This window comes from Enterobacter cloacae complex sp. P1B, assembly GCF_014982345.1.
Classification (GTDB): Bacteria; Pseudomonadota; Gammaproteobacteria; order Enterobacterales; family Enterobacteriaceae; genus Enterobacter; species Enterobacter bugandensis.
In genome coordinates, this window is sequence record NZ_JADCLF010000012.1 from 113563 (window position 1) to 139035 (window position 25473).

At 56.9% G+C, this 25473-nt stretch carries 22 protein-coding genes; 12 read left to right on the forward strand and 10 right to left on the reverse strand.

Translation table 11 applies throughout. The annotated features are described in order from the left end of the window. Nucleotides 1-4 precede the first annotated feature (4 nt). The 4 genes from feoB to greB form a co-directional block, all read right to left on the reverse strand. The gene (gene feoB, locus INF77_RS12585) at nt 5-2323 is read right to left on the reverse strand and encodes a Fe(2+) transporter permease subunit FeoB (protein WP_193532545.1); all 2319 of its coding nucleotides are present in this window, start codon (nt 2321-2323) and stop codon (nt 5-7) included. Between the two features lie 30 nt (nt 2324-2353). Then, nucleotides 2354-2581, reverse strand: coding sequence for a ferrous iron transporter A (gene feoA / locus INF77_RS12590; RefSeq protein WP_006177893.1), 228 nt, complete (start codon nt 2579-2581; stop codon nt 2354-2356). 300 nt (nt 2582-2881) lie between these two features. Continuing rightward, complete coding sequence (locus INF77_RS12595) at nt 2882-5212, reverse strand: Tex family protein (RefSeq protein WP_193532544.1); 2331 nt, start codon at nt 5210-5212, stop codon at nt 2882-2884. An 86-nt stretch (nt 5213-5298) separates the two neighbouring features. After that, nucleotides 5299-5772, reverse strand: coding sequence for a transcription elongation factor GreB (gene greB, locus INF77_RS12600; protein ID WP_014885539.1), 474 nt, complete (start codon nt 5770-5772; stop codon nt 5299-5301). Nucleotides 5773-6000: 228 nt separating this feature from the next. On the opposite strand from greB, the gene ompR reads away from it, so the two are divergent. Together ompR and envZ are read left to right on the forward strand one after the other, a co-directional pair. After that, on the forward strand, nt 6001-6720 hold the full coding sequence (gene ompR, locus INF77_RS12605) for a two-component system response regulator OmpR (protein WP_001157751.1): 720 nt from the start codon (nt 6001-6003) through the stop codon (nt 6718-6720). Further along, a complete protein-coding gene (gene envZ, locus INF77_RS12610) occupies nt 6717-8063 on the forward strand; it encodes a two-component system sensor histidine kinase EnvZ (protein WP_028014672.1) in 1347 nt (448 codons plus the stop codon). Before ompR ends, envZ begins: the two co-directional genes overlap by 4 nt. Before the next feature lie 90 nt (nt 8064-8153). Here the strand turns inward: envZ and pckA are convergent, their stop codons facing one another. The 5 genes from pckA to INF77_RS12635 form a co-directional block, all read right to left on the reverse strand. Beyond that, nucleotides 8154-9773 carry a phosphoenolpyruvate carboxykinase (ATP) gene (gene pckA / locus INF77_RS12615; protein WP_193532543.1) on the reverse strand — a complete coding sequence of 540 codons (1620 nt, stop codon included), beginning with the start codon at nt 9771-9773 and terminating at the stop codon, nt 8154-8156. A 355-nt stretch (nt 9774-10128) separates the two neighbouring features. Continuing rightward, on the reverse strand, nt 10129-11013 hold the full coding sequence (gene hslO / locus INF77_RS12620) for an Hsp33 family molecular chaperone HslO (protein WP_161495995.1): 885 nt from the start codon (nt 11011-11013) through the stop codon (nt 10129-10131). An 18-nt stretch (nt 11014-11031) separates the two neighbouring features. Next, the gene (hslR, locus tag INF77_RS12625) at nt 11032-11433 is read right to left on the reverse strand and encodes a ribosome-associated heat shock protein Hsp15 (RefSeq protein WP_028014669.1); all 402 of its coding nucleotides are present in this window, start codon (nt 11431-11433) and stop codon (nt 11032-11034) included. Then, nucleotides 11430-12113, reverse strand: a complete 684-nt coding sequence (gene yrfG, locus INF77_RS12630; RefSeq protein WP_028014668.1) for a GMP/IMP nucleotidase — start codon at nt 12111-12113, stop codon at nt 11430-11432. Before yrfG ends, hslR begins: the two co-directional genes overlap by 4 nt. A gap of 67 nt (nt 12114-12180) precedes the next feature. Next, on the reverse strand, nt 12181-14316 hold the full coding sequence (locus tag INF77_RS12635) for an intracellular growth attenuator family protein (protein ID WP_028014667.1): 2136 nt from the start codon (nt 14314-14316) through the stop codon (nt 12181-12183). A 322-nt stretch (nt 14317-14638) separates the two neighbouring features. On the opposite strand from INF77_RS12635, the gene nudE reads away from it, so the two are divergent. Further along, nucleotides 14639-15199, forward strand: a complete 561-nt coding sequence (gene nudE / locus INF77_RS12640; RefSeq protein ID WP_193532542.1) for an ADP compounds hydrolase NudE — start codon at nt 14639-14641, stop codon at nt 15197-15199. A 79-nt stretch (nt 15200-15278) separates the two neighbouring features. Here nudE and mrcA read toward each other — a convergent pair whose 3' ends face one another. Beyond that, the gene (gene mrcA, locus INF77_RS12645; protein WP_028014665.1) at nt 15279-17831 is read right to left on the reverse strand and encodes a peptidoglycan glycosyltransferase/peptidoglycan DD-transpeptidase MrcA; all 2553 of its coding nucleotides are present in this window, start codon (nt 17829-17831) and stop codon (nt 15279-15281) included. Between the two features lie 120 nt (nt 17832-17951). Here mrcA and INF77_RS12650 point away from each other — a divergent pair, with 120 nt between their 5' ends. The 9 genes from INF77_RS12650 to dam all read left to right on the forward strand — a co-directional run bounded on the left by INF77_RS12650 (nt 17952) and on the right by dam (nt 25450). Then, nucleotides 17952-18728 (forward strand): DNA utilization protein HofM, encoded by a 777-nt coding sequence (locus tag INF77_RS12650; protein WP_193532541.1) that lies wholly within the window; start codon nt 17952-17954, stop codon nt 18726-18728. Continuing rightward, on the forward strand, nt 18725-19219 hold the full coding sequence (locus INF77_RS12655; RefSeq protein ID WP_048957368.1) for a PilN domain-containing protein: 495 nt from the start codon (nt 18725-18727) through the stop codon (nt 19217-19219). Before INF77_RS12650 ends, INF77_RS12655 begins: the two co-directional genes overlap by 4 nt. Nucleotides 19220-19222: 3 nt before the next feature. Next, entirely contained in the window at nt 19223-19678 is a 456-nt protein-coding gene (locus tag INF77_RS12660; RefSeq protein ID WP_193532540.1) for a HofO, read from the forward strand. Continuing rightward, nucleotides 19668-20072: a HofP DNA utilization family protein gene (locus INF77_RS12665; RefSeq protein ID WP_136344094.1), complete on the forward strand. Its 405-nt coding sequence runs from the start codon at nt 19668-19670 to the stop codon at nt 20070-20072. The genes INF77_RS12660 and INF77_RS12665 overlap by 11 nt, the downstream gene beginning before the upstream one ends. Continuing rightward, nucleotides 19984-21222: a DNA uptake porin HofQ gene (hofQ, locus tag INF77_RS12670; RefSeq protein ID WP_193532539.1), complete on the forward strand. Its 1239-nt coding sequence runs from the start codon at nt 19984-19986 to the stop codon at nt 21220-21222. The genes INF77_RS12665 and hofQ overlap by 89 nt, the downstream gene beginning before the upstream one ends. A 286-nt stretch (nt 21223-21508) precedes the next feature. Further along, nucleotides 21509-22030, forward strand: a complete 522-nt coding sequence (gene aroK / locus INF77_RS12675; RefSeq protein WP_003861630.1) for a shikimate kinase AroK — start codon at nt 21509-21511, stop codon at nt 22028-22030. A 57-nt stretch (nt 22031-22087) separates the two neighbouring features. After that, entirely contained in the window at nt 22088-23176 is a 1089-nt protein-coding gene (gene aroB, locus INF77_RS12680; RefSeq protein ID WP_041911921.1) for a 3-dehydroquinate synthase, read from the forward strand. A 92-nt stretch (nt 23177-23268) separates the two neighbouring features. Next, nucleotides 23269-24570: a cell division protein DamX gene (gene damX, locus INF77_RS12685; RefSeq protein ID WP_041911922.1), complete on the forward strand. Its 1302-nt coding sequence runs from the start codon at nt 23269-23271 to the stop codon at nt 24568-24570. Nucleotides 24571-24637: 67 nt separating this feature from the next. Further along, nucleotides 24638-25450, forward strand: coding sequence for an adenine-specific DNA-methyltransferase (dam, locus tag INF77_RS12690; RefSeq protein WP_028014659.1), 813 nt, complete (start codon nt 24638-24640; stop codon nt 25448-25450). Nucleotides 25451-25473 lie beyond the last annotated feature (23 nt).

A 25473-nucleotide genomic window follows, 5' to 3' on the forward strand; every position in this document is an offset into this window, starting at 1 on the left:
CCCCTTAGTGACAGTCGCCAGCCGGGCTGTTGCAGCAGGTGGCCGGGGTTTTACGCGTCGCCAGCAGGTTGATATCAACGCGGCTTCGCGCCCGGCGCAGCAGGCCAATCACAATCACGTTAAACAGGATGACCGCCAGGATGCTGACCAGGCTGTAGCGCGGATGCTGGCTGAAGTTAACGGTCTGGTAAAACAGCGTCGCCAGCGAGTAGGCTATATTCAGCCCCCACAGAATGGAGAAGCCCATCCAGCCGCGGCTGGACTCACGGGCAATCGCCCCCATCACCGAGATGCACGGAATATAGAGCAGAACAAAGATCAGGTAGCTGTAGGCTGCGGACGCGCTGCCAAACTTCTCGCCCATCACGCCCATGGCACCGGTCGCCATTTCGCCGTCGCCTTTGCTGGCCTCAATCGGGTTAGCCAGCACGCTCAGGCTGAAGGTGTCTTTCAGGCTCTGCCAGGTCTCCTCTACGGCACCCAGCAGTTCGTCACCGAGGTGAAACTCCGCCGGGTTAAATTCCTGCTCCTGAATGTTCTCTGCGGTGTAGAGCGTGTTCAGGGTCCCGACGACCACCTCTTTCGCCATCGCACCGGTGAACAGGCCCACGGTCGCCTGCCAGTTATCCTCCTGCACGCCAATCGGTTTGAAGACCGGCGTGATGACGCGGCTGACGGAGGCGAGGGCAGAGTCGTTGATGTTATCTGCCGCCTGACCGGTGAGGGTGAAGCTGTTCAGCGCGCTCAGGAAAATACTGACAATAACAATCACCTTACCGGCGCGCAGCACAAAGCCTTTCAGGCGCTGCCAGGTCTGGATCGCCAGGCTTTTCAGATGCGGGACGTGATAGACCGGAAGCTCCATTACAAACGGTGACGCTTCACCGCGCATGATGGTGTGCTTGAGCATTAAGCCGGTCAGGATCGCCATCACGATGCCCAGCACGTACAGCGAGAAGACCGCCAGCGCGCCCTGCTGGCCAAAGAAGGCTGCCGCGAAGACGGCAAAGATTGCCAGACGCGCGCCGCAGGACATAAACGGCGCCATCATAATGGTCATCAGTCGTTCACGCGGTGCATCCAGGGTGCGCGCGCCCATTACCGACGGCACGTTACAGCCGAAGCCGACGATCAGCGGGACGAACGATTTGCCCGGCAGCCCCAGCGCCTGCATCAGGCGGTCCATCACGAAGGCGGCGCGCGCCATGTAACCTGAATCTTCGAGGAACGAGAGGAACAGATACATCATGCCGATCTGCGGTACCAGCGGCAGCACGGTGTTGATACCGCCGCCAATCCCCTGGGCAAGGAAGATGGTCAGCCATTCCGGGAAGTGCAGGGTGTAACCTACCCACTGAATACCGTGTACGAAGACCGCGACAGAACCGGCGTCAAAAATCGGCTGCAACGCGCCACCGATGTTAATCGCGAGCAGGAACATCACGTACATCACCAGCAGGAAGATGGGCAAACCGAGGAAGCGGTTGAGCACAATCTTATCCACCGCCGCCGTGAAGCGGCTGGGCTCTGCGGTAAGGGCGTTGCTGACCACGTCGCAAATTGACGCAATGGCCTGATAACGCGCATCGGCGATGTGCAGCGCCGGATCGTCCAGCTCGTCGCTGAGACGGGCGAGGACCACGTCCAGCTTATCCGCCGCATGTCCGGCATAAGCGCGGCTGTAGATATCCCCTTCCAGCATCTGCAGGCCGAGCCACAGGCGCTGTTTTGCAGGCATGCTGCTGTCCATCTCCTGCGCCAGCAGTTCGGCTTCGCGCAGCAGCGGCTGGGCGTAGTGGACCAGCTCAACGTCGCGGTTTCCCGCGTGGCGGTCAATCGCCAGCTTAAGGGCGTCGATACCGCGAGCGCGGGTCGAGACCAGCGGAACCACCGGACAGCCCAGGCGCGCGGAGAGCGCATCGACGTCGATGCGCAGCTTTTGTTTTTCCGCAATGTCGAGCATGTTGAGCGCCACGATGCAGGGGATCCCCAGCTCCAGCAGCTGTAGCGTCAGGTAAAGGTTTCGCTCGAGGTTCGAAGCGTCGACCACGTTGATCAGCAGATCCGCGTCGCCGCCAAGAATGTAGTGGCAGGCAATTTGCTCATCGAGCGAAGTCTGGGATGAAATCGTGGTTAAGGAGTAGGTGCCGGGAAGGTCAACGAGGGTGACCTGATTGTCCGTTGTCGCGAACTGGCCTTCTTTACGTTCAACCGTTACGCCTGCCCAATTTCCCACGCGCTGGCGTGCGCCGGTTAACTGATTAAATAAGGTTGTCTTGCCGGAATTAGGATTGCCAATTAAGCCAATAGTTAATTTTTTCATTGTATTAGACCCACCGAAACCGCTGGCTTGTTAACGGGATAAAGATTCAACTTCAATTAATGCGAGGTCTTTTTTGCGCAGAACCAGATTTACGCGCCGGGTTTCGATATGAACAGGATCGCCCAACGGCGCCACACGCACAACCTGGAATGATGAGCCGGGCAGCATGCCAAGTGACAGCAGCTTCTGCCGATAGGCCGGGCTAATTTCGCGGGTAAAACCGGTAATTTTCCATGCACTGTCTGGAGTGAATTGCATAATGCCTGATTCCACGAGAGGTTAAATAATCTACACTGCGATGATAATGAGAATAGTTTTTATCAGCAATAATAAAAATGTGACGGGATGTTGTTAATCGTATTAATTTGCGGTCTGATTGACCTTGCTCAATATTTGCAGAATTACCCGGGAAGGAATAAAAAGCGTATTTGTTAATGGAGTGATAAATAGCGGTTTAAATATGGGTGTGCAATCGGTTTCATATATTTGAGAGGATTTTATTCCCCTCACCCCGGCCCTCTCCCCATTGGGGAGAGGGTTAGGGTGAGGGGGGTTACCTTAGCGTTTCTTACCCATCGCCGCTGCCAGCGCGTCCATCATCGCGCTGTTGCCCGCAGGCTGCGCGTCACGCCCGCGCGGTTTTGTGGCTTTCGTGGCCGGACGCTGCTGCTCGCGGCCTCCGCCGTTGCCGCCACGGCGCGCGCTGGTGTCGCCCGGCTGCTCATCCAGACGCATGGTCAGGGCGATACGCTTGCGCTGCAGATCCACCTCTAGCACTTTCACCTTCACGATGTCGCCCGCTTTGACCACGGTGTGCGGGTCTTCAACGAACTTGTCGGCAAGGGAAGAGATATGCACCAGACCGTCCTGGTGCACGCCGATATCCACAAACGCGCCGAAGTTGGTGACGTTGGTCACCGCGCCTTCAAGCACCATGCCCGGCAGGAGATCGTTCATGGTCTCGATGCCGTCAGCAAAGGTCGCCGTTTTGAACTCAGGACGCGGATCGCGGCCCGGTTTTTCCAGCTCTTTGATAATGTCGGTAACGGTTGGTACACCAAATTTTTCGTCGGTGAAATCAACGGCTTTCAGGTTACGCAGAGCGCTGCTGTCGCCCATGAGATCCTTCAGCGCCTGCTGGGTGGCGGCCAGGATGCGTTCCACCACTGGATACGCTTCCGGGTGAACGGTAGAGGCATCCAGCGGGTTATCGCCGTGGTTGATACGCAGGAAGCCCGCGCACTGCTCAAACGCTTTCGGCCCCAGACGGCTCACTTTCAGCAGCTGCTGACGGTTCTGGAACTGGCCGTTCTCATCGCGCCAGGCGACGATGTTCTGCGCCATCATGCGGGTTAAGCCCGCCACGCGGGTCAGCAGGGGAACGGAGGCGGTGTTCAGGTCCACGCCGACGGCGTTTACGCAGTCTTCCACGACCGCGTCCAGTTTGCGCGCCAGCTGCGTCTGGCTCACGTCGTGCTGATACTGGCCCACGCCGATGGATTTCGGATCGATCTTCACCAGCTCCGCCAGCGGATCCTGCAGACGACGGGCGATGGAGACCGCGCCGCGCAGGGAAACGTCCAGGTCAGGGAACTCCTGCGCCGCCAGCTCAGAGGCGGAATAGACCGATGCGCCCGCTTCGCTGACGATCACTTTCTGTGCCGTCACTTTCGGGAACTGCTTCTGCACGTCGAGGTAGAAACGCTCGGTTTCGCGTGATGCGGTGCCGTTACCGATGGCAACCAGCTCCACGTTGTACTTCTCGCACAGCGCCGCCACCACGACGGCGGCTTTCGCTGCCTGGCCGGTGTGCGGGTAAATGGTATCGGTGGCGACCAGCTTGCCGGTGCCGTCAACGACCGCCACCTTAACGCCGGTACGCAGGCCCGGATCGAGCCCCATGGTGGCGCGCAGGCCCGCAGGAGCGGCCATCAGCAGGTCATGCAGGTTACGGGCGAAGACGTTGATCGCTTCGTCTTCCGCTCGCTCGCGCACGGTGCCCATCAGCTCGGTTTCCAGGTGCATCAGCACCTTGATGCGCCACGTCCAGCTCACCACGCCTTTGCGCCAGCTGTCCGCCGGGGCGTTGTTCAGGCGCAGGCCGAGATGGTCGATGATAATCTGCTCGCACTGGCTCTCTTTCGGCGGCTCGTCAAACTGCGGGTCGGCGTTCAGGGAGAGCTGGAGCACGCCTTCGTTGCGGCCGCGGAACATCGCCAGCGCGCGGTGAGACGGGGTGGTCGAAATCGGTTCGTGGTGATCGAAGTAGTCGCGGAACTTCGCGCCTTCTTCCTCTTTGCCCGCGACGACGGTAGAGACGATGTGGGCGTTCTTCCACAGATAATCACGCACTTTGGCCAGCAGGGCGGCGTCTTCCGCGAAGCGCTCCATCAGAATGTAGCGCGCGCCGTCCAGAGCGGCCTTGGTGTCAGCGACACCTTTGTCGGCGTCGACGAATTTTGCCGCTTCGGTTTCCGGGTCGTGAGATGGCTCATTCCACAGCAGCTCTGCCAGCGGCTCAAGGCCCGCCTCAATCGCAATCTGCCCGCGGGTACGGCGCTTCGGTTTGTACGGCAGATAGAGATCTTCGAGTTCGGTTTTGCTCAGGGTGCCGTTAATGGCGCTTTCCAGCTCGCTGGTCAGCTTGCCCTGTTCGCCGATGGATTTGAGGATCGCCTGACGACGTTCTTCCAGCTCGCGCAGATAACCCAGGCGGGTCTCCAGGTTACGCAGCTGCGTGTCATCCAGACCGCCTGTGACTTCCTTACGATAACGTGCAATAAACGGCACGGTGTTCCCTTCATCAAGCAGGCGAACGGCAGCTTCTACCTGTTCGGCTCTGGCCTGAAGTTCACCCGCAATAATGCGGCAGAGCGAATCTTTCATCATGGCTTTATCATCTTGTGGGTCAAAAATCAGGGGATAGTTATACGGGCTGACACGGCAAAATGCCAGCCGGGGAGGGCGCTCTCGGACTATTTTACGTAGACGATCTCATTGACGTACCAGCTGGCTTCACCGGCTGGGGTCTGAACGACGGCTAAATCGCCCACTTCCTTTTTCAGCAGCGCGCGGGCCATCGGGGAGTCGATAGAAATGTAATCTTTACGACCAAAAATTTCATCGTAACCGACGATGCGAAAACGCAGGGTGTCCCCATCGTCGTTTTCAATCTCCACCCACGCGCCGAAGAACACTTTGCCCTCCTGCTGCGGGGAGTAATCGACAATTTTAAGATTTTCGAGACACTTCGTCAGATAGCGTACCCGGCGGTCAATTTCGCGCAGCCGCTTCTTGTTGTACTGATAATCAGCATTTTCGCTGCGATCGCCCAGGCTTGCCGCCCAGGTCACCTTTTTGGTTACTTCAGGACGCTCTTCGCGCCACAGGTAATCCATCTCTTTTTTGAGCTTTTCGTACCCTTCGCGGGTGATCAGGGGCGTTTTCATGGTGCTGCCTTTGCTGCCGGTTCTCTGTTTTGCGCACAATACGTACCACACAGTGTAACAGACAGGATTAATAATGATTTATGTGATGAAATGAACAGATAAGCTGCTGTTAAATATGCTTTGTAACAATTTCGACTAGAATTTATACCAGAATTAACTGGTCGAATACGTGCACTTTTTTAGAATACGCTGTTACAAAGACTATCCGAACCTTTGGGAGTACACACAATGCAAGAAAACTACAAAATTCTGGTCGTGGATGACGACATGCGCCTGCGCGCGCTGCTTGAGCGTTATCTGACCGAGCAGGGCTTCCAGGTTCGTAGCGTCGCGAACGCTGAGCAGATGGACCGTCTGCTGACCCGCGAATCTTTCCATCTGATGGTTCTCGACCTGATGCTGCCGGGTGAAGACGGGCTTTCTATCTGCCGCCGTCTGCGCAGCCAGAGCAACCCGATGCCGATCATTATGGTGACGGCGAAGGGCGAAGAAGTTGACCGTATCGTAGGCCTCGAAATCGGCGCCGATGACTACATTCCAAAACCGTTTAACCCGCGCGAGCTGCTGGCGCGTATTCGTGCCGTGCTGCGCCGTCAGGCGAATGAACTGCCGGGCGCGCCGTCCCAGGAAGAAGCCGTCATTGCCTTCGGCAAGTTCAAGCTGAACCTCGGCACGCGCGAGATGTTCCGTGAAGATGAGCCAATGCCGCTCACCAGCGGCGAGTTTGCCGTACTGAAAGCGCTGGTCAGCCACCCGCGCGAGCCGCTTTCCCGCGACAAGCTGATGAACCTGGCGCGCGGTCGCGAATACTCCGCAATGGAACGCTCCATCGACGTGCAGATCTCCCGCCTGCGCCGCATGGTGGAAGAAGATCCGGCGCATCCTCGTTATATTCAGACCGTATGGGGTCTGGGCTACGTGTTCGTTCCGGACGGCTCTAAAGCATGAGGCGAATGCGCTTCTCGCCGCGAAGCTCGTTTGCCCGCACCCTCTTACTGATCGTCACCCTGCTGTTCGTCAGCCTGGTGACGACCTACCTGGTGGTGTTGAACTTTGCGATTCTGCCGAGCCTCCAGCAGTTTAATAAGGTCCTGGCCTACGAAGTGCGTATGCTGATGACCGATAAGCTGCAGCTGGAGGACGGCACGCAGCTGGTTGTTCCCCCGGCATTTCGCCGTGAAATCTACCGTGAACTGGGCATTTCGCTTTACTCCAATGAAGCGGCGGAAGATGCTGGCCTGCGCTGGGCGCAGCACTATGAATTCCTCAGCCAGCAGATGGCGCAACAGCTGGGTGGCCCGACGGAAGTGCGCGTTGAGGTCAACAAAAGCTCGCCCGTCGTCTGGCTGAAAACCTGGCTGTCACCCAACATCTGGGTACGCGTTCCGCTGACTGAAATCCATCAGGGCGATTTCTCGCCGCTGTTCCGCTACACCCTTGCCATTATGCTGCTGGCGATAGGCGGCGCGTGGCTGTTTATCCGTATCCAGAACCGACCGCTGGTCGACCTGGAGCACGCGGCGCTGCAGGTCGGTAAAGGCATTATTCCTCCTCCACTGCGTGAATATGGTGCCTCTGAAGTGCGTTCAGTAACGCGCGCGTTTAATCATATGGCGGCAGGCGTTAAGCAGTTGGCGGATGACCGTACGCTGCTGATGGCCGGCGTCAGTCATGACCTGCGTACTCCGCTAACGCGTATTCGTCTGGCGACGGAGATGATGGGTGAAGAGGACGGTTATCTCGCCGAGTCTATTAACAAGGACATCGAAGAGTGTAACGCCATCATCGAGCAGTTCATCGACTACCTGCGCACCGGTCAGGAGATGCCGATGGAAATGGCCGATCTGAACGCGGTGCTGGGCGAAGTGGTGGCCGCAGAAAGTGGTTATGAGCGTGAAATTGATACTGACCTTCAGGACGGTGAAATTCAGGTTCGTATGCACCCGCTTTCCATTAAGCGTGCGGTGGCCAATATGGTGGTTAACGCGGCGCGCTACGGTAACGGCTGGATTAAGGTTAGCAGCGGGTCTGAACTCAACCGCGCCTGGTTCCAGGTGGAAGACGACGGCCCGGGCATTAAGCCCGAGCAGCGTAAGCATCTGTTCCAGCCATTTGTGCGCGGCGATAGCGCGCGCAGCACCAGCGGTACGGGCTTAGGCCTGGCGATTGTGCAGCGTATTGTGGATAACCATAACGGATTGCTGGAGATTGGTACCAGCGAGCGGGGCGGGTTGAGCATTCGCGCCTGGTTGCCGGTGCCGGTGACGCGGGGGCAGGTGAAAGAGGGATAGTGCGGTCTGATGCCCTCACCCCGACCCTCTCCCACGGGGAGAGGGAGAAAACATTAAAAAAGGCAACTTTCGTTGCCTTTTTGCTTTTACCTACAGCTTCGGACCCGCACTCACCAGCGCAGCACCCGCCGGGGTATCGGTGTACTTCTCGAAGTTCTCGATAAACAGCTTCGCCAGCGATTCCGCCTTCTCGCGCCACTGTTCCGGCGATCCGTAGGTATTGCGCGGGTCGAGGATACGCGTGTCCACACCCGGCAGTTCCGTCGGAATGGCCAGATCGAACATCGGCAGCGTGAAGGTTTCGGCATTATCCAGAGAACCATCCAGAATGGCGTCGATAATGGCGCGGGTATCTTTGATGGAGATACGTTTGCCGGTACCGTTCCAGCCGGTATTCACCAGGTAGGCCTGCGCGCCGGATGCCTGCATGCGTTTCACCAGCACCTCAGCGTACTGCGTCGGGTGAAGCGACAGGAAGGCTGCACCGAAGCAGGCGGAGAAGGTTGGGGTTGGCTCCGTGACGCCACGCTCGGTACCCGCCAGCTTGGCGGTAAAGCCAGAGAGGAAGTGGTACTGCGTCTGGCTGGCGGTCAGGCGGGAAACCGGTGGCAGCACGCCGAACGCATCCGCCGTCAGGAAAATCACCTTCGTGGCATGGCCCGCTTTTGACACTGGCTTCACGATGTTGTCGATGTGGTAGATCGGGTAAGAGACGCGGGTGTTTTCGGTTTTTGACGCATCGTCGAAGTCGATAGAGCCGTCGGCACGCACGGTGACGTTTTCCAGCAGCGCGTCGCGGCGGATCGCGTGAAAGATATCCGGCTCGGCCTCTTCAGACAGGCGAATGGTCTTCGCGTAGCAACCGCCTTCGAAGTTAAACACCCCGTCATCGTCCCAGCCGTGTTCGTCATCGCCAATCAGACGGCGTTTTGGATCGGTGGAGAGCGTGGTTTTCCCGGTGCCGGAAAGACCGAAGAACACCGCTACGTCGCCTTTCTCGCCGACGTTCGCCGAGCAGTGCATAGAGGCAATACCGCGCAGCGGCAGCAGGTAGTTCATGACCGAGAACATCCCTTTCTTCATTTCGCCGCCATACCAGGTACCGCCGATCAGCTGAATACGTTCGGTCAGGTTGAAGGCAATGAAGTTTTCGGAGTTCAGACCCTGCTCTTTCCACTGTGGGTTAGTGCATTTCGCACCGTTCATCACGATGAAGTCAGGTGTGAAGTCATGCAGCTCTTCGTCGGTCGGACGAATAAACATATTCTTAACGAAATGCGCCTGCCAGGCCACTTCGGTAATGAAACGCACGGAAAGGCGGGTGTCGGCGTTAGCGCCGCAGAAAGCGTCGACAATGAACAGACGCTTACCGGAAAGTTGATGGGTGACGAGCCCTTTCAGATGCTGCCAGGTTTCCGGGGAGAGCGGTTTGTTGTCGTTCTTCCCTTTGCCCTTGTCAGCCCACCACAGCGTATCGCGGGTAGTTTCGTCTCGGACGATATACTTATCTTTCGGCGAACGACCGGTAAAGATACCGGTATCGACGGCGATAGCACCAAGGTTCGTCAACACACCGCGCTCGTATCCTTCCAGTGCTGGATTGAGCTCTTCCTGATACAGCGTATCGTAATCGGGGTTGTAGACCACTTCCTGGACGTCGTGAATACCATAAGCCTTGAGATCTTGCGGGGTTAAACCAGTAACACGCATATCACTGCTCCTTAGCCAATATGTACTGCCTGAAATTGTAGGGTTTTTCTGGGGATGTTAACCGCGACGGGGCTCATAGATTTGTGCATCTGGATAAAACCCTTACTAACGGAAAACGCTGCGACTCCAGTCACAGTGCAGGCGGATTATCGCAGGAATCGCTTTTTGGTTGGGGAAAATGTTCCGAAAAGGTTAAGAGGTGGTGATTTTATCGGAGAGAATGTGAATGTAATCGCATACATGTAAGAAAATTACGTAAGAGTTACATAGGGAAAACGATTCAGCTTTTGGGGGATTTTTGCCCTCACCCTAACCTTCTCCGCAAGGGGGAGAGGGCAGGGCGAGGGGTAGCGTATTAATGAACCTGCGGATCTGCCGGAGAGGCGTTATTGCGGATTTCAGCGATATCCATTGAATTGAACACGTAGTGCGTACCGCAGTAGTCACAGTGCATATCAATTTCGCCGTCTTCAGCCATGATGCTGTCGATCTCTTCATCCGGCAGAGTTTTCAGTGCGCCAGCACAGCGCTCGCGCGAGCAGGTGCACTTAAACTCCACGGACTGCGGATCGTACACGGTCACTTCTTCTTCGTGGTACAGACGCCACAGCACGTCGGTCGCCGACAGGTTGAACAGCTCTTCCGCCTTGATGGTTTCGGTCAGCGTCGCCAGATGCTCAAAGTCATTGGTCTGCGCGTCCTGCGCTGGCAGAACCTGCAGCAGCATGCCGCCCGCAGCAGGCTGGCCGTCCACTTCACCGGTACGGATGAACAGACGCGTCGGCAGCTGTTCGGAGCGCATGAAGTAATCTTCCAGGCAGGCTGCCAGGGTATCGCCTTCCAGACCGACCACGCCCTGATAGCGTTCACCTTCCTCCGGGGAGATGGTGATCACCAGGTAGCCATTGCCCACCAGCGTTTTGAGATCAGCATTTTCAGGAACGTCGCCCTGAACGCGCGCTACGCCGCGCATCTGCTGCTGGTTATTGCCGTTGATCACCGCCAGCGTCATCGGGCCGTCACCCTGCAGCTGCACGGTGATATCACCGGCAAACTTCAGCGTTGCGGTCAGCAGGCTGGTGGCAACCAGCAGTTCGCCCAACAGGGTCTTCACCGGCAGCGGGTAGTTGTGGTTTTCCAGAATCTGTTTCCAGGTTTCGGATACGGTGACCAGCTCGCCGCGCACGGCGAATTGTTCAAACAGATAGCGGTGTAATTGGTCGTGTTGGGCCATTTTCATCTCTCGTGCGGGTGAGGGTTACTCGCTCTCACCGTGTTTAAATTTCATCAGATCGCGGCGCTCTTTTTTATCCGGTCGCCGGTCCGGGTGGGGCATGGTCAGCGCATTCATTTTGCGCGCCAGCGCGGTCTTCTCGCGCTTTTCAACGCTTTCAGCCGTCTCTTCGTAAAGCAGTACGGCTTCCGATGCGGGCCGCCGCTGTTCGGTAATGGCTTTAATCACAACCGTACGTTCGTCGTTGCCCTGGCGCAGCGTTAAGGTGGCGTTCAGCTCAACCAGCTTGCTCGGCTTGCTGCGCTGGCCGTTGTAATGCACTTTACCGCCGTCAACCATTTCACGGGCAAGGGCGCGCGTTTTATAAAAACGGGCTGCCCACAGCCATTTATCCAGTCTTACCCCATCTGAGGGCTTTTCTTTCATGGCGTCTCCTTCACGGTCAGTGAGGGGATCATCTGGCGGTAGTCATTCAGTCCCGGATGGCGCAGATAGCTTTTTTCAGCCAGGCCAGAGTCAGGATTAGTGACGCCCAGACAGTAGCGAATGCCAAACGTTGCCGCAGAATCCAGAATAGGCTCGCTGTCGTCAATGAACAGCGTGCGCTCCGGCTGCAGGCCGGTCTCTTCCTTCACCGCATGCCACAACCGCTGATCCTCTTTCGGATAACCAAATGTGTGGGTGGAAAGTAATAAATCAAGGTGCGACGCCAGTCCCGTATGCTCCAGCTTCACGGCCAGGTTATGTGGATGCGCGTTAGTCAGCAAAATACGGCGCTTGCCGCTTGCTTTCAGCGCGTCCAGGAAGGGAACCGTATCTTCGCGCAGCACGGCGCGTGGTCCCTGGGCAGTGGTCATGGCACAAATATCCAAACCGAGGCGCTCGCTCCAGTAGTCCAGACAGTACCAGTTTAGCGTATGTTGCACCGCGCTATATTGCGAACGAATGAACGCCTGCGCTTCTGCCGGGGAGATACCCTGCTGCTCACCATAGGTTTCCGGCACCAGCTTTTGCCAGAAATAGTTATCAAAGGCGAGATCGAGCAGCGTGCCGTCCATATCCAGCAGAACGGTGTCGACCTGCTGCCAGTCGATATCAAGATGCATAGGGGGGAACTCCAGCCAGAAGAAACGTGCGCGACAGGGTAGCACATCTTGTCGCGCAACGACGTTATCAGATCAGGCTCTCAGAGGAGGGGATCAGCTTAGGATTGAGGCAATTCTCATAATATTGCTGGATCTCAGCCAGACGCGTGCGGGAGCGCTGGTAGCGGCGCAGGGCCATAAAACCGTTCCAGAAAATAGCGATCAGCATGGCGATCATCAGCAGAGAGGTGCCAATGTAACGCCACAATCCTGCGCTGTCCGGCATCCGGTGCAGGCCGATATGGCGCGTGCCGTTGGCGTCGGTGTAGATGCTTGTGACAATCCCTTCGGCACTGAACGGCGTTTGCATCAGCATCTGCGCCAGACGCTGGAACTGGCTCCACTGCTCCTGGGCCGGGTAGTCATAAAGCGCTACCTGCGGGTAAGGCTGATCGACCAGGTCGCTGCCTTCATCGCTGGCAATCACAAAGCCGCCCGGTGCCGGACTGTTGAGCGCCTGAGCCGCCCGGGTGGTTTCGCGCATCATAAACGGCGATGTCGAGGTGGCGACCAGGTTATCAAGCGATTCCGCGCTGACCGGACGCAGCAGCACGTTGACGCCATCAAGTCGTCCCGCCTCGGCGCGTTTCACCAGCGAGTCCCAGTCTTTACTGTTCCCGAGGTTAACCAGCGCGTTCTTGAGGCGTATGCACTCATCCTGCGAGGAGCATAAGTCCTGGGTTTTCAGGACAATGTCGCCAAAATCATCCAGCAGAATCATGCCTGATTTCTGGATGGCGGAACGCAGCGCGGGGCTGACGCGTGAATCATCGTCCGGTTTCGGGTGCAGCTGGCGGTTGACCGTCTGGGTCAGCGCCGTGGCTTTATTCACCACTTCGGATTCCGGCAGCGGCAGCGGCGGCGCGTCGTTCCAGATAATTTGCGAACAGTCGAACGGCGTGAACGGTGAATTCTGGCGCGTGTTCCACGCCCCCGGGGTATGGATATTACACATTCCGGTGCCTTTCAGGCGCAGCGTATCGCCCACCCGTACACCCGCTTCATCGAGCTGGTTGACGCTGGTCGCCTCGATGGTCTGCGCGCCTTTGATCCACGACAGGGTAAATTTGATGGGCATATCCAGCGGCACGAAAAGCAGTAGCATGATAAACACCAGCCCGGCGCCGGCGGCGATGACAGTGCTGCGGAGCCAGTGCTGAAGCGGGAAATTTTTCACTTCATCATGCAGAGACAGGAAGCGCCCCTGTCGCACAACGTGGCGGTCAAGATAGATATCAATATCGGTTTTCTGCCCTAAATCCTGCGCAATCCACGGTTGCCAGTGGCGCGGGTAGATCAGGTCGATAATCCCGAGTGAGATATTGTTGAGATGCTCCTGATCGTTCTCACCGAACAGGCCCCAGCGCTTTGGCGTGCCGCGCAGGCAGTGGATCTCCCGCAGCGAGGTTTTGGCCGGCGGGGCAAAGAGCCCCCACAGCCCGGCCGCAAGAAGCAACACCGCGCCACCCGCCAGCCATGGGACAAAGACGTCCGGCGTCAGCAGGCAGACAAAAAAGAGCAGGAAAGCGGCAACGATCAGGATGGCTTCACGAATACCGTCCGGACGGCTCAGGGCGTACTCTTCATGCGTCTCCTGACGAATATTCAGCAGCTCAATCTGCTCGGTCTCTTCACCACGAATAGAGGCCTGCGTTGAACTCGCGCGTTCCAGCGCAAAGCGCGGGGCTTCGTGAAGATAGTCATTCAGGGTATGGCCGTTGAGCGAGATTACCAGCGGCAGCGAATCGGTGTGAATCAGCTCAACGCTGTTTTCGTCGTTAATGTACTGCTCCCAGGACGGAGGCAGATGCACCTCAACCGAATCCAGGTAGTAGCGCCACTTGTTGGGGTCGTCAGTCGTAATGCCGTAGCGCGTGATGGAGCGCGTCACGCAGAGCACGGTGTCACTTTGCGCGTTAAGCTTAAGCGCGACAGGCGCAGTCGTGGCTCCCGTCGGCCCAGGCGTTAACTGAGAACGGTTCAGCGTTTCGAGATAGTTTTCAACTGCATCGCGCTCGTCTTGCGTGAGTTTACGCGTTGTCGCACCCGCGAAGGCATTTAAAAAGGGCAGCCGGTAACGGCGCTGTATGCGTCGCCTGTACAGCCACCCTGCAATCAATGCGCTGACCAGCATAGCAGCGAGAACAATCAAAATGGTGCTCATGCTTTCCCCATCTTACTTATCTTACAGGTGTAGTCAGTAGCACCTTTACATTGAATGAGAGTCTGTGGCTGGCTATCGGCAAGTATGGAGTCGAACTTGAGCATTCTAAAGCGCATCCCAGTGACCGGTGATGATAGCAAAGCCTGTCATGGCGCGATATCAGCAAATTCCTGGAAACATTTCAACCTCTTGACATTTGTTTTGAATTGAGGATTGATCCCTGCTGCGTTGCATAAATGTAAATAAAGAACAATTGACATTGCCGAAACCGTGCGGCATATCGCACAATAACGCCAGTTCACACTGCTAAGACCCCATCAAGATGAGCAAACCACTACAAAAACCCACCATTCTGCACGTTGAAACTGTCGCCAAATCGCGCCTGTTTAACGTCGAGAGTGTGGATCTGGAGTTCAGCAACGGTGTGCGTCGTGTTTATGAGCGTATGCGCCCCTCTTCGCGCGAAGCGGTGATGATTGTCCCTATCGTCGACGATCATCTGATTTTGATCCGCGAATACGCCGTGGGGACGGAATCTTACGAGCTTGGGTTCTCGAAAGGGCTCATCGATCCGGGTGAAACGGTCTTTGAAGCAGCAAACCGCGAGCTGAAAGAAGAGGTGGGTTTTGGCGCGAACGAACTGTCGTTCCTGAAAAAGCTGAGCATGGCGCCGTCCTATTTTTCCAGCAAAATAAACATTGTGGTGGCTGAAGATCTCTATCCTGAATCGCTGGAGGGAGATGAACCAGAGCCGCTGCCGCAGGTTCGCTGGCCGCTGGCGCATCTGATGGATCTGCTTGAAGACCCTGACTTTAACGAGGCTCGCAACGTGAGCGCACTGTTCCTGGTTCGCGAGTGGCTGAAAGGGCAAGGGCGGCTGTAGGCTATAAAAAAGCCGGGTGGCGGCTTCGCCTTACCCGGCCTGCAATTCTTTGCCCGGTTTTTACCGGGCATTTTTATGCTTAAAACAGCTCGTGTGTTTCGCCGTTATCAATAATCTCTGTTCCCACCTCATGCACCGCCTGTGTGGTTGGCTGCGTACCTTCGATGAAATACTCGGCACGGCTATTACCGCCGTTAGCGAGCTGGCCGGTGCTGCGGTCAATATTGACCGTCACCACGCCCGGTGGCGGCGTCAGCGGCTGCTCCGGCACGCCTTCAAGAACGGATTTCATGTAGGCATCCCAGGCCGGCTGCGCGCTTTTGGCGCCGCCTTCGTAGCCGGAAATCTGATCTTTAATCGCGCCGGATGCCGTGGTACGGCCTAAATCACGGCGATGATCGTCGAAACCGATCCAGACTGACGTCACCACGCCCGGCCCATAACCGGAGAACCACGCATCCTTCGAGCTGTTAGTTGTCCCGGTTTTACCGCCGATATCATGGCGCTGCAGATCGCGCCCTGCTCGCCAGCCGGTACCCTGCCAGCCGGGTTCACCGAAGATGTTGGTGTTCAGCGCGCTCTTGATCAGGAACGCCAGCGGCGTGTTGATCACGTGCGGGGCATACTCCTGCGCGCCGGTCTGCGCCACCAGCGACTGGTTAGCCTGCTCCAGCTGCGGCTGCGGCAAGACGATATTTGGCTGCTCCTGAGAAACGGCAGGGTCTTCCATGTCCTTGTTTTCGAGCACCTCGGATTTCGGCGTATTGCCGTAAATGACCGGAATATCACATTCAGGGCAGGCAATTTTCGGCTTCGCTTCAAACAGCACGCCGCCCTGGTCGTTCTCGATTTTGCTGATGAAGTACGGGTCAACCAGGAAGCCGCCGTTGGCCATCACCGAGTATCCGCGGGCGACCTGAAGCGGCGTAAAGGAGGCTGAACCCAGCGCCAGCGACTCGGTGCGAACGATGTTCTGCGCCGGGAAGCCGAAGCGCTGCAGGTACTCTGCCGCATAGTCGACGCCCATCGCGCGCATGGCACGCACCATCACCACGTTTTTCGACTGCCCCAGACCCTGGCGAAGACGAATAGGACCGGCATACTCCGCAGGAGAGTTCTTCGGCTGCCAGTCGGAACCGGCACCGGCATCCCAGCGGGAGATCGGCACGTCGTTTAGGATGCTGGCAAGGGTCAGTCCCTTATCCATCGCTGCCGTGTAGAGGAACGGCTTGATGTTGGAACCCACCTGACGCAGCGCCTGCGTGGCGCGGTTAAATTTGCTCTGGTTGAAATCGAACCCGCCGACCAGCGCCATTACCGCCCCGTTCTGTGGGTTGATGGAGACCAGAGCCGAGTTCACATCCGGTACCTGCGCCAGCCACCAGGCATCGCCTGACTTGCGCACCCAAATCTGCTGCCCGGCCTGTACCACGTCGGTCACTTTGCGCGGCGTTGGCCCCTGCAGGGTGTCCGAACGGTATGGACGCGCCCAGCGAATACCGTCCATGCGCAGGGAGACGGACGTGCCGTCCGCCAGCGTCGCAACGGCTTCCTGAGGATCGGCCTGCGTCACTACGGCTGGAAGGAGCGGACCATAGGTTGGCAGCGCTTTCAGCGTGCTGGTGATTTTTTTGCTGTCCCATGCGCTTTCGCCCACTTTCCAGAGCACGTTCGACGGTCCGCGATAGCCGTGACGCATATCGTAGTCCATCACGTTATTGCGCACCGCGTCCTGAGCCGCCTGCTGCACTTTACGGGTAACGGTGGTGTACACGCGATAGCCATCTTCATAGGCCTTGTCGCCATAACGACTCACCATCTCCTGGCGCACCATTTCGGTCAGATAAGGGGCAGAGAAGGCGATCTCCGGGGCGTGGTAATTGGCGTCAATGACGTCGTTACGCGCCTGGTCGTACTCGCTCTGGCTGATATAGCCTTCGCTCAGCATACGTGACAGGACGACATTACGGCGTGAGGTAGCGCGATCGAGCGAGTAAAGCGGGTTAAACGTGGACGGCGCTTTTGGCAGACCGGCAATGGTTGCCATTTCACTTAAGGTGAGCTGTTCAACAGGCTTACCGAAGTACACCTGCGCGGCTGCCCCCACGCCATAGGCACGGTAGCCCAGATAGATTTTATTGAGGTACAGCTCAAGGATCTCGTCCTTGTTCAGCAGTTGCTCAATACGGATCGCCAGGAACACCTCTTTGATCTTACGCGTCAGCGTCTTTTCAGGGCTGAGGAAGAAGTTTCGCGCCAGCTGTTGCGTAATGGTGCTCGCCCCCTGGGAGGCGTGACCGGAGAACAACGCAATGCTTGCGGCACGGAAAATCCCGACCGGATCGACACCGTGATGCTCGTAGAAACGGCTGTCCTCCGTGGCGATAAAAGCTTTCACCATCACGGGGGGAATTTGGTTTAAGGTCAGCGGGATACGACGCTTCTCGCCATACTGCGCCATCAGCTCGCCATCGGCGCTATAGACCTGCATTGGGATCTGGAGACGCACATCGCGGAGCGTGGCGACATCAGGTAGCTGTGGCTCAATATATTTGTACAAACCGTAAATCGAGCCTGCTCCCAGCAGAATGCAACAGACTGCAAGGATGAATAAATACTTTACGAACTTCACCGGAGATTTCCCATTTGGTTTCACTTGGGCAGTTTCTAAACAATCGCGCGGTAGTATAAAGGCAAGCCTGATTCATTGATATAGCCGTCAAGGCGACGGGCGATAAGGAGATCGTGAAGCATGGATTTCAAAACATGGCAAACGGGCGTTCATATTCAACAGGATAAGGTGCTGATTACGGCACTGGTCCGGGAGAGAGGCGGCTGGTGCTTACGCCGCTGGTGGGCCATTTCTCTGGCCGAAGGCATCATTCGTGACGGCAAAATTTGTCAGCCAGAAGCGCTGGCCGATGCCTTACGCGACTGGCGAAAAGCGCTCCCGCACTACCACCGGGTATTTCTCTCCTTTCCTGCTGCACGGACTCTGCAAAAAACGTTGCCCCGACCGGCTCTTGCATTGCGCGACAGCGAGCAGCTCTCGTGGATGGGGGCGGCGCTTTCGCGCGAACTGGAGATGTCGACAGAGTCCCTCTGTTTCGACTACACCCAGGACACCTTCAGCAATACGTTTCACGTGACTGCTGCACAAAACAAAGAGATTGAAACGCTTCTTGACCTGGCGAAAACGCTACGTTTGCGGCTGGCGACCATCACCCCGGATGCCAGCGCGCTGACGAACCTGCTGCCTGCGGTAGCGCCGACGCTGTGCGTCGCCTGGCGGGATGCGCATTACTGGCTGTGGGCTATGCGCCATCAGTGGGGGCGTCGTTATACCACTGAAGCAGAAAACGTCACTGAGCTGGCGGCGCTGCTGGCCCTCAATCAGAATGACATCGCGTTCTTTGATGCCGAACGAACCCCATGGGAAACGCTGCAGCGCTGGCATGCGCCTCTTCCCGAATGCGGGGCTGACTATACCGTCGCGCTGGCGCTGGCCATGAGCGAGGTGCCTGAATGAACGTGACCAACTTCCTGCCCTGGCGCCAGCAGCGGCGCGCGCGATGCCTGCGTTTCTGGGGAACCGTGTTTTTCGGCGCATTGCTGCTCATGCTGGTGACCGTTTTTAGCGTAAGGATGAATTATCTGGTAACGCTGCGCGCGCTGCAGGCTCAACTGGCGGGTACGCAGTCCGTGCAGCGTGGTCTTGTGTCTCGCCAGCGACCCACCGCAGAGGTGCAGAACCCTGCGGGCACGCCGCAGCACCGCGCATGGCAACCGGTGCTGGAGTCACTTTCTGAGGCCATGCCTGCGCAGGTATGGCTGACAGAGCTGCGTTATCAGCCTCCTGCTCTGATGTTGATCGGATATGCCACTACCCTGCAGGCGCTCTCTGCCTTGCGTAATGGGCTGGAGCACATAGACGGCTTTACGCCCGGTTCTGAGGGGGAACTCCGGCAGGATAGCCAGGGGCGCTGGATGTTCACTTTGCACCTGAAAAGCGAGGGGTAATGCGTGGAGACCTTGCTAGAGCGCTGGTGTGAAAGTCGTCCCTGGTGTCGGCTGGTCTGCGGGGGGCTGTGTATTCTCCTGATGGGCCTGACAGCATGGGGTGTATTGCTCCGGCCAGCAGAGAAACAGTGTGCGGATCAGCGGCAGCAGTTGAGCCAGGCGGCGCGGACTAACGCGTCGCTGTGGCCCACCGCCAGTCAGGTGCCGTTTAGCCCGCAAACCCGGACGGCACTGGAGATAAAGCCCTTTTCACCGCTCGATTTTCAGGGGGAGGGTACAAGGCTCCTTCACTGGAAGCCGTTGCAAAACGGCGGTGAACTGGCGCTGGAGGCGCAGTGGCAGGCGATCCCGCCTCTTTTTTCCCGGCTGGCGCAGCGGGATGTGCGGGTCGCTACTTTCACGCTTGCGCCACAAAGTACGGCGTTACGCCTGAGGCTGGAGCTGGAACATGCGAAATAGCGCGAGATACCTGCTGGTTTGCTCGGCGCTGCTGTTGACCGGCATGCGCGATCCGTTTCGCCCGCCGGACGACCCCTGCGCCACAGCCGAACTGGCACAGTGGCACTACCGCGGAATGGTGGGAGGGCAGCAGCGCGTTGGTATTTTGCTGGATGGGCAACGGCGCTGGCATCGTCTGAAAGAGCACGATCGTTTCCCGGCGGGCTGGCGGATAACGGCCATCAATGAAACGGAACTGGTTGTTGATGTGGGTAACACATGCGATCCCGAAGAATGGGCGTGGCAACGAGAAGGAAAGGATAAAAATGAAGTTAAGGATAGTGCTGTTGCTGCTGGCGTTCAGCCGCCCGCTGTGGGCAGTCGCGCCAAAGCCGGTCACGCTGGTGGTGGATGACGTGCCGGTGGTTCAGGTGCTACAGGCGCTGGTTGCGCAGGAGAACCGTAACCTGGTGGTATCGCCGGATGTCGGCGGCACGCTCTCGCTTAACCTGACGCGCGTTCCCTGGCGGCAGGCGTTACAGACGGTAGTCACCAGCGCCGGACTCGTTTTACGAGAGGAGGGCGGTATTTATTATGTCCATACCGCGGCCTGGCAGCGTGAACAGCGGGAACGTTTAGAGCAGGAGCGAGCGCGTCGACAGCTTGATGCTCCGCTGGTCTCGCACAGCATCCCATTTTCTTATGCGGATGCCGGAGAACTGCAAAACGCGGCTGAAAAGCTCCTGAGCCCAAAGGGGAGTTTATCTGTCGACAAACGCACCAACCGTCTGCTCATCAGGGATAACCAGGTGGTACTGGAGGCGCTGCAGCAGTGGGCGGCTCAGATGGATATTCCCGTCGAGCAGGTCGAACTCGCGGCGCACATTGTCACCATTAATGAAAAAAGCCTGCGGGAGTTGGGGGTGAAGTGGAATCTTGCCGAGGCCACTGAGGCGGGCAAGGTTGGACAGCTAACGACGCTTGGCAGCGATCTTTCTGTAGCCAGTGCTACCACGCATGTGGGGTTTAACATCGGGCGGATTAACGGCAGGCTGCTGGATCTGGAGCTCTCTGCGCTGGAGCAAAAACAGCAGGTCGATATCATTGCCAGCCCGCGGCTGCTGGCCTCGCACATGCAACCGGCCAGCATTAAGCAGGGGAGTGAGATCCCGTATCAGGTTTCAAGCGGTGAAAGCGGGGCGACCTCGGTGGAGTTCAAAGAGGCGGTACTCGGAATGGAGGTCACGCCGGTAGTATTGCCCGGTGGGCGCGTGCGCCTGAAACTACACATCAGTGAAAACATGCCGGGACAGGTGCTGCAGCAGGCCGATGGCGAAACGCTTGCCATCGATAAGCAGGAGATAGAAACCCAGGTGGAGGTAAAAAGTGGAGAAACGCTGGCGCTGGGGGGAATTTTCTCGCAAAAGAACAAAACCGGCAGTGACAGCGTGCCCGGGCTTGGGAGCATCCCCTGGCTGGGACACCTTTTTCGCCATGATGGAAAAGATAATGAGCGGCGTGAGTTAGTGGTGTTTATTACGCCACGTCTGGTCGGTATTCACTAACGGGTAACGATCCCCGCAATGATTTTGCATTCAGTTTGTTGCAGATGTTTGACGTGGGGCATGAATTAGCATACAAGGAGTACCGATTTGAGTTGGACTTACGTCTTATTACCTTATGCGTCCGGCGCGGTGATTTAATCAGTTGCCAAACAAGCCGGAGTATTGAGATAATTTTTAGTCTGACTCTCGCTCTATTGCATATGAGGTTTCAGTTCATGTCCTGCTACGCCGGGTGTCTGCGAAGCGGGGATTACCATTAACGAATAGTCTTAGTAGTACCGATAAAATGGCAGAGAAACGCAATATCTTTCTGGTTGGGCCTATGGGTGCCGGCAAAAGCACTATTGGGCGTCAGTTAGCTCAACAACTCAATATGGAATTTTACGATTCTGATCAAGAGATTGAGAAACGAACCGGAGCTGATGTGGGCTGGGTTTTCGATGTAGAAGGCGAAGAAGGTTTCCGTGACCGAGAAGAAAAAGTGATCAACGAACTCACGGAAAAACAGGGCATCGTACTGGCAACAGGCGGCGGCTCTGTGAAATCTCGCGAAACCCGCAACCGTCTCTCCGCCCGTGGCGTAGTGGTCTATCTTGAGACGACCATTGAGAAACAGCTGGCACGTACGCAGCGCGATAAAAAGCGCCCGCTGCTGCAGGTTGAAACGCCACCACGCGAAGTTCTGGAAGCGTTGGCCGACGAACGCAATCCCCTGTATGAAGAGATTGCTGATGTGACCATTCGTACTGACGATCAGAGCGCTAAAGTGGTTGCAAACCAGATTATTCATATGCTGGAAAGCAACTGATTCTGGCTTTATATACACTCGCCTGCGGGTAAAAGCATTAAAGGTGGATGTCGCGTCATGGAGAGGATTACAGTTACTCTCGGGGAACGTAGTTACCCTATCACCATCGCGGCTGGTTTGTTTAACGACCCAGCTTCCTTTTTACCACTAAAAGCGGGTGATCAGGCGATGCTGGTCACCAATGAGACGCTGGCTCCGCTTTATCTCGACCGCGTGCGCCACCTGCTTGAGCAGGCAGGCGTAAAAGTCGACAGTGTGATTCTGCCCGATGGCGAGCAGTATAAAAGCCTGACGGTACTCGATACCGTCTTTACCGCATTGCTGCAAAAACCGCACGGTCGCGATACAACACTGCTTGCCCTGGGCGGCGGTGTTGTGGGCGATCTGACCGGCTTTGCGGCCGCAAGCTATCAGCGTGGCGTCCGTTTTATTCAAATCCCGACCACGTTGCTGTCTCAGGTCGACTCCTCTGTCGGTGGCAAAACGGCAGTCAACCATCCCCTCGGCAAAAACATGATTGGCGCGTTCTACCAGCCTGCGTCGGTGGTGGTGGATCTCGACTGCCTGAAAACCCTGCCGAAACGCGAGCTGGCCTCTGGCCTGGCTGAAGTGATCAAATACGGCATTATTCTGGATGGCGAGTTCTTTAACTGGCTTGAAGAGAATATGGATGCGCTGCTGCGCCTGGATGAGGCGAAACTGGCATACTGCATTCGTCGTTGTTGTGAGCTGAAAGCAGAAGTTGTCGCGGCAGACGAGCGTGAAACCGGCTTACGTGCTTTACTGAATCTTGGGCATACGTTTGGCCACGCCATTGAAGCCGAAATGGGTTACGGCAACTGGCTGCACGGTGAAGCCGTCGCGGCTGGCATGGTCATGGCAGCCCGCACCTCTGAACGTCTTGGGCAGTTTAAACCGGAAGAGACGGCACGTATCATTGCGCTACTTGAACGTGCAGGTTTGCCGGTCACCGGGCCGCAGGAGATGTCGGCGCAGGCGTATTTACCCCACATGATGCGCGATAAAAAAGTATTGGCAGGTGAGATGCGTCTTGTACTCCCGCTTGCAATAGGGAAGAGTGAAGTGCGCGGCGGAGTGTCGCACGATGTCGTTCTTGGCGCCATTGCTGATTGCCAGCAGGCGTAACAACTAGAAAGGTCAGGCCACTGTTATCGGTGGTCGTTTAGCTTCAGGCGAAATGCAAAGACGTAGGCATAAGCCTTTGAGTGGGGTGTTAAATGGATGAATTCAAACCAGAAGACGAGCTGAAACCCGATCCCAGCGATCGTCGTACTGGTCGTTCTCGTCAATCTTCAGAACGTGATAACGAGCCGCAGATCAACTTTGACGATGTTGATCTGGATGCAGACGATCGTCGCCCTTCGCGCAGCCGCAACGCGCGTGATGAGCGAGAAGAAGAGGATTATGAGTCCGAAGAAGATTCAATGGACGAACAGCCTGTAGAGCGTCGCCCGCGTAAACGTAAAAAAGCCGCTGCGCAGAAACCGGCCTCCCGTCAGTACATCATGATGGGACTTGGCGTTCTGGTGCTTGTGCTGCTGATTGTTGGCATTGGCTCCGCGCTGAAAGCACCGTCCACCAACTCAACCGAACAAACCGCCTCCGCAGAGAAGAGCATCAACCTCTCCGGTAATGATGCGACGGATCAGGCGAATGGTGCACAGCCAGCGCCGGGCACCACTTCCGCTGAGCAGACTGCCAGCAACACAACGACGCCGCAGGATGTTTCTCTGCCGCCCGTTTCATCAACGCCTGCTCAGGGCCAGGCACCTGTCACGCCCGAAGGCCAGCAGCGTGTTGAAGTTCAGGGAGACCTGAACAATGCGCTGATGCAGCCGCAAAACCAGCAGCAGGTTGATAACGTTGTGGTTAACTCTACGCTGCCAACTGAACCTGCAACCGTCGCGCCGATCCACGGTGCTACCGCGCAGCCGCAGACGGCAGCAACGGAAACTAAACCGCGCCAGACGCAAACTGCGACGCGTCCTGAACGTAAGCAGGCGGTCATTGAGCCTAAGCGTGAAACCAAGCCTCAGGCCGTGGTAAAAGCGCCTGAAGTGAAAGCCGCACCGGCACAGCCGAAACGCACTGAAACGGCTGCCGTGAGCGAGCCGGCTAAAGCGCCAGTCACGCAGACTGCGCCGAAAGCGACGGCAACCACAACGGCACCTGCTGCCACCGCTGCGCCTGCCGCAACGGCGACGGCTTCCAGTGCTGCAGCAGGTAAAACAGCTGGCAACGTCGGTTCGCTGAAATCTGCACCGTCCAGCAACTACACGCTGCAGTTGAGCAGTTCGTCTAACTATGACAACCTCAACGGCTGGGCGAAGAAATCGAATCTGAAAAACTACGTGGTTTATCAGACAACCCGTAACGGACAGCCGTGGTACGTGCTGGTGAGCGGTGTGTATGCTTCTAAAGATGAAGCGAAGCGCGCCGTGGCGACACTGCCAGCAGACGTTCAGGCGAAAAACCCGTGGGCGAAGCCGATTCATCAGGTGCAGGCCGATCTGAAGTAATGTTTAAAGCGCAGGATGCTGTCGGAGCTTTCTCCACAGCCGGAGAAGGTGTAATCAGTTAGTCAGCATGAAAAAAAATCGCGCTTTTCTGAAATGGGCAGGGGGGAAATACCCCCTGCTCGATGATATTAAAAAGCACCTGCCAAAAGGCGAGTGTCTTATCGAGCCCTTCGTGGGTGCGGGATCGGTGTTCCTGAACACCGATTTTTCTCGTTATATCCTGGCGGATATCAACAGCGACCTTATCAGCCTTTATAACATCGTTAAGCTGCGTACCGATGAGTATGTGGAAGAGGCGCGCAAGCTGTTTACGCCAGAGAACAACAGCCCTGACGTCTACTATCAGTTCCGCACGGAATTTAATCAGAGCCAGGATCCGTTCCGCCGCGCGCTGCTGTTCCTTTACCTCAACCGTCATGGTTACAACGGCCTGTGCCGGTACAATCTGCGCGGCGAATTTAACGTGCCGTTTGGTCGTTATAAGCGCCCGTACTTCCCGCAGGACGAGCTGTATCATTTTGCGAAGAAAGCGCAGAATGCAGAGTTCCACTGCCTCTCCTATGAAGAGTGCATGGAACTGGCAGGCGTAAACTCGGTGGTTTACTGCGATCCGCCTTATGCGCCGCTGTCTGCGACGGCGAACTTCACCGCCTACCACACCAATAGCTTCAGCCCGGCCGAACAGGCCCGCCTGGCGGAGATGGCGGAAAAACTGGTCAGCAAAAGAATTCCGGTGTTAATTTCAAATCACGATACCCCTGATACGCGCGAATGGTATAAAGCCGCGAAGCATTTTCAGGTTAAGGTGCGGCGTAGCATTAGCAGCAACGGCGGCACACGTAAAAAGGTGGACGAACTCCTGGCTCTTTATCGCCCCTGAGCCGTTTTGCCCGCCGGTAAACA